The organism is Vibrio sp. 10N.261.52.A1 (assembly GCF_002876325.1).
GTDB classification, from domain to species: Bacteria; Pseudomonadota; Gammaproteobacteria; order Enterobacterales; family Vibrionaceae; genus Vibrio; species Vibrio chagasii.
This window is the reverse complement of sequence record NZ_MCYD01000907.1, coordinates 1-5,411: the sequence shown is the minus strand read 5'-3', so window position 1 is coordinate 5,411 and position 5,411 is coordinate 1. Positions and strand designations below refer to the sequence as shown.

Annotated in this window: 2 protein-coding genes; one reads left to right on the top strand and one right to left on the bottom strand. The window is 41.7% G+C overall.

Translation table 11 applies throughout. The annotated features are described in order from the left end of the window. Window positions 1–515: 515 nt before the first annotated feature. Window positions 516–4,424 (bottom strand): hypothetical protein, encoded by a 3,909-nt coding sequence (locus BCT81_RS19570; RefSeq protein WP_133152662.1) that lies wholly within the window; start codon window positions 4,422–4,424, stop codon window positions 516–518. A 219-nt stretch (window positions 4,425–4,643) separates the two neighbouring features. Between BCT81_RS19570 and BCT81_RS19565 the strand changes: the two genes are divergently transcribed. Then, window positions 4,644–5,210: a DUF2913 family protein gene (locus BCT81_RS19565; RefSeq protein ID WP_048617986.1), complete on the top strand. Its 567-nt coding sequence runs from the start codon at window positions 4,644–4,646 to the stop codon at window positions 5,208–5,210. Window positions 5,211–5,411 lie beyond the last annotated feature (201 nt).

Genomic DNA, 5,411 nt, shown 5'->3' with positions numbered 1-5,411 from the left:
ATATATGATTTATATAAGAAATCTTCATCTATGTGCGTTTCTTTCAAGTCACCAGAACTCTAATATAGTGATTAAGACACTCTCTCCTTCAGGACTCACCTCTTTTACCACATGCTAATTGCTCGCATATGTACAGCAAAGCGTCGAAGACAAACGTTCATATCCCAGTAGCGGTCTCACTACAGTAAACGGCTCCCCTTCCGTAATGGCCTAACAGGCAAAGGGAGGAAGTAAACCATAGATGTAAACGCCCTCTCTGACAGCTCCTGAGCAACCTTCTCCACCTTGCAGACTAAAGACGCCATCACTCTTCTCTCCATATTTTATCTGTCCTTCTAGCCTGTCGGACTGGTGTACTTTGTATCCCAGAGAGTGGTCACGGTGATAATCAAGTTAAGTCGAAGGAGGGACTTCCTAGAGTGACTCACTCATAGAAATGGAGCTTATGTGATTGGTAATCTCGATTTATTTCTTCATATACAGCTAAGCCTAGGTGGGCTCACCCTTTCTTTATCTTAGTCTTCTACGATTGCGGAAGGTAAAGCATACTCTCCTTTTTGTATTACTTCTTCTGCATAGTCAAATCCAACCCTGAATCTGAATACGGCTACGGGTGAAAGCGTACTTTTGCCCAGTTTGGAAAATGCTTTGCTTGCTTTCCCCTTGAAGGAGGATATCTGCTGATCTGTTGAACGACTTACAGGATGCATACTGCCGTCCGTAAACCACACGTTTGTGCCAGTGTCTGGGTTATATGTCACCCTGCCGGTCTTGAAATCTGAAGTGCTTGGTGAAGTGTTTCCAGCTAGCTTATTCCCACTGGTTGCATATTTGTATTCAAGCGATATAGGGAGTGTCACATTCCCATCGGACTCAAACAGCATTGTGGGTTTTTTATCTAGGCCTTGAAAAGCGGATTCGACCGCTTCAGTGACATCCGACATCGTATGGCAAAGTACAACAGGATCTGTCTCAGCGACGACACCGATGGCAAACCCTGCAGCACATCCAGCTATCGATGAGGCTATATCACCGGCCAGCCAACCCGCAAAGTCGGTGGTGTCTCTTGTTGCAATTTCGACTAAATAACTGCCAGAAGCCGGGGTCGTTTTAAGCGAAAATTCTGGCTTATGCATTTTGCTCGGGGTTTTTCTTCCGATCGCATGATTCATTTTCCATAGGTCTAGTTTGGCTTCTAAACCCGCGGTGAACTTCTTAGAATAAATATTATAGTCACTCTTGTAGTTCCATTGAGTGCTCTTGACAGAGCTTAGCTGAAAAGGGAGCTTTCCACCGTGTTTTCTTACTAACCTAGGCGACAGGTCAAAACCCGTTTTTGCAAACTGGCTATCTTTGATTTGTGGCGTTTTCGTGACAGAAAGCTTCAGAGCATCTCGAAATGCGATAGATACCCACATGGTTGGCATATTGCATTCGGTGTCCAAGTCTGTTTTACAATAACCGTTTGCGGACTTTTTCCAGGGATTATCTTTCAATGCTGGTTGGGGAGCACTAATTGTGACTTCCATATCAAACTCATCACTAATAAATTTGAATTCTTCACTCGTGACATCTAAGCCTAACCGCATGAGCCATGAAAATTTTCCTGCCCCTGCGATATGATCATTCATCGTGTAATAGCTGGGCCAACCTTCAAGTGTGGCAAAGCTGCCATTTGTAAACTGCAACGTATTCTGATCGACTTCAACATGGTTTGGTAATTCTGCTAATAATGAAACGAAAGGACCTGTGTGAAGGGATTCATCCAATAAAATCGCATCTCTGAACCGAGCGCCTACATCTCCTGTTATTTGACAGAAGCTCACTCTCACATCAAATATCTTACAGCGCCACCAGTTAAGCATATGGCCCAGCTCTTCAAAATAAAACTTATAAAAATCAGGACTATCCCGTGACACCAACTTACGGTTGAGAACGATAAAGGCGTGCTCGTCGTTGAATATAAGCCCTGCAGGACGGCTCCCGATCACCGAAGAATCAACCCAATATGGCTGACGTACCTCGTAATAGGCGGGGTCCGATAGAACTTTATAGAGCTCCTCATTGACTTGTGATCGTGTCCATGATGAGTACTTCGGATTTTCCTTCACCACATTTTGATACCCTAAACCAAAGGTGTGGTTAAATATAGAAGCGAGTCGACTCTCGAATTGACTCCCCCCACTGGCATATTCAATATCAGTAAGTGAAGCTTGGTTGTAGGCCAACGGATTCTCTAAGAACCGAGCATATCTAAAATCGTCAGGTGTAAACTTGCGTTGTGCATTTATTTCTTCGTTACTCCCCCCCCTCCAAAAATCGTATTCTATGCGTTCAGATTGTGAGCGTAAGTCAATAATGTTTTGATAATCGACTTGAAGTAAATTCTCTTCTCCAGGATTATCTCTCCAGAGTCCGGCTTGACGAATACTCTCTATTGCCTCATCCCCCAAATTATTGATGGCATCCGAAACAATGTCCTCTAAAGCTGCTCCGAGGGAGTCATCACCTCTAAGGTCAGTTAGGACATCGGTCAAAAACTTTAGAGTGCCCGGATCTAACCCACTTTCTCCGGTCGTCAATTCAATTCCACCTTCAATGGCTTCTCCTGCAGGCCCCGCTAACCCAAGCAACATTCTTCGTAAGTTCCTATCAGAAGGGTTCTCGGCATAATCGACAATATGTTTAACTTCAGGCCCTACGAGAGGAAGATCTTCAATTGAGTGAATGAGAATACTTCTAGGATCGGTCTCATTCATATAATCCTGTATTGCTTTTAAGTATTCAGCGTGCGCCTGTCTGGCCTCTTTATCATACTCATCTTTGATGGATCTCAGCTCTTCCAGTGTTGCGCTTTCTTCTTTTAGCAGTGCAACAAAGTGTGTATTGTCACTCTGAGCCCACGTTTTATGAAGCTCATGCCAGCGATTCTTGCGGCCTAATTCAACCTTATCGCGTGCGGATTTCCTCTTAGCGCTTCTCTCCTTCGAGAGAGAAGCATAAGCTTTTGAGAGGGTCTTATATTGAGAAGAAAGTATTGAGCATGCTATTAACCCTGGTATATTCCACCACCCTACCGCACACGCGATGCCTTTTTCACGGGCTTTGTGGTTTCGTTTTCGAGATAAGCCAGACAAGCGCGATGAGTAATCATTATCCGTGTCTATTTTGAGTTGTTCATAACTCTCCATTTGCGTGAAGAGTCTATCCATATGAGCGAGTTTTGAGTCAATCGTGGCTTGAAGAGTCTGCTTTGCGTGAGTTTTTTCAAGCTTGATAAGCTTGCTACACCAATGCCCTTTTCGGCTGTAGCCTGTTCCTCCCCATCTTCGTTTGTGCTCCTTGCCACAAGTCAGAGGCTTTGCAAGTTGTGTGATGCCCGCATAGTCATTAACATTCGTGCCCTCTTCGAACCATTCCCCCCCTAAATATATCCAACTTATTTTTTCACCCTTCGGGACTGTCCTGTGCTTACCATTCGGTAAGTGAACATTGACCGACCAAGTTGAATTAACATCGACGACAATTCGTTTTCTTTGGTCTGAAATATTGGGGAGTTTGATGTTGCTTGTCCAGGCCCCGTCTTGCGTTTTAAGTATCAATTGATTGTATTCGTTTAGGAGGTCCCCTAATCTAACTTGATTGTTCTCTAAGCTTCTCAGCGCCTTATTGTTACTTATAATTAAGCTTTTCGTATAATCCGGCTGCCAAATGCAATTCCAGCCATCTAGCGAGTAACATTGCACATCGCCATCTAAACTTTTCGAATACCAAGTATTAACGCCCAGTGATAAGCCATTAAACCACTTAAACTCCTTATTCCTAGCAATATGGCATGGGGAGTCGGTCTTTTCGTAACCAGTAACCCCCATGATACGCTCGTAATTATAAACCGACTTCCTTGAGATGAACCCTTCTTCGCTTCCACATTCGAGAATTTCAAGGGCCTCATAATTTAACTGGACAATAGAGGGATTTATTGTGCTTTGCCTATCATAAGTTAGCAGCCCAATTCGATTGGACTTAGGCATGATACTGTAAAGAAAGGCTTCTCCTGAGGCTTGAGAATCCGCTCTCTTGATGTTTAAAAACTCGAAAGACTCGGTAACCGTACCGACACGACTTCGAATTTCAAGAGACTCATAGTTTAACGGTGTCAGAGAGGTATTTCTTGTATTTTGCCTATCATTAGTTAGCAGCCCAGTCCGATTGGATTTAGGCCTAAAACTGTAAAGAAAGGCTTCTCCTGAGACTTGAGTGCCCGTTTTCTTAATATCTAAAAACTCAAAAGAATCGGCAGGCGTCGCAACACGACCCTCATTGTCATTGCTTGGATAATTAAACCCTAATCCATTAGCATATAATTTGCTTGTAGAAAGGAGAGTAATGCCAAATATCAACATTGTTCTTTTAACAAATTGCACCTTGCCCATCTCCTGATGGTATATAATTGCCAACAGTGTGACTCATGAATATTGCAAAAATGTTAGCAATTCGTGACAAGCTTTTATTAATATTCTATCCAGATCTTAGAGCCAATAGGGGCAATAAATAATAAGTAACTGTTTTATTATGTTTATTGTCGACTGTAGAGCTCTCTTTTATGATACCCTCTTTCGACCGATAAACAGCTGGCTTCAATAATGTCAAAACATTCATCTCATCCACTGCTTAAATCAACTTTCGAGAATACTCTTCTTCATCTTTACTTCAAAGTGAGTAGTTATCGTGGCTTTGTTAAAGAAAAACAACGAAATAAGATCATTATTGATTTCTTGAAGCCAAAAATTAAACACGCTCGATATCAACCTATTAAGAAAAAGCTTAAAACGATCTGTCTGATGAAGGATAAATTTGGCTCAATCGAAAAGCATTTAGAAAGTATTTTAAATCAACAATTAACGATAGAGAGCAAAAATGATATTGATAAGCTTTCTTTATTATTAGAGCTTTTTGAGAAGGTAGGATTAGAGACAAAACTCGTCGAGGAGACTCCAACCCAAGAGGTCGATGTGGTTTATCTAGATAGAATAAACATTGATAACTGCTTTGATGATAATCGCCTGATAGCACCAATCTCATTGTTCATACATACAAACGAACTAAATAAATTTACTCAATGCTTAACAGAGCAACTTTACTTCAAATTTGAGCAACATCAAGTGAATCAAGAATTAGGAAACTATCATTACCAACTTCATCCAATTTAGGACTTCACGGATAAGTTTTGATAGAGAAAATAGTGGGCATCGGTGTTGTGGTCTCACAACACTTTAACTCTAATTAAATATCTGGCTATTAACCCCTCCACAACTTTAACCTTTGTCATTGAGAAAATTCCAAATCGTGTCATCAGGTTGGAGCTTTTTCATGAGACAAGCTTTCACTAATTTAATTATTTATGTTTAATA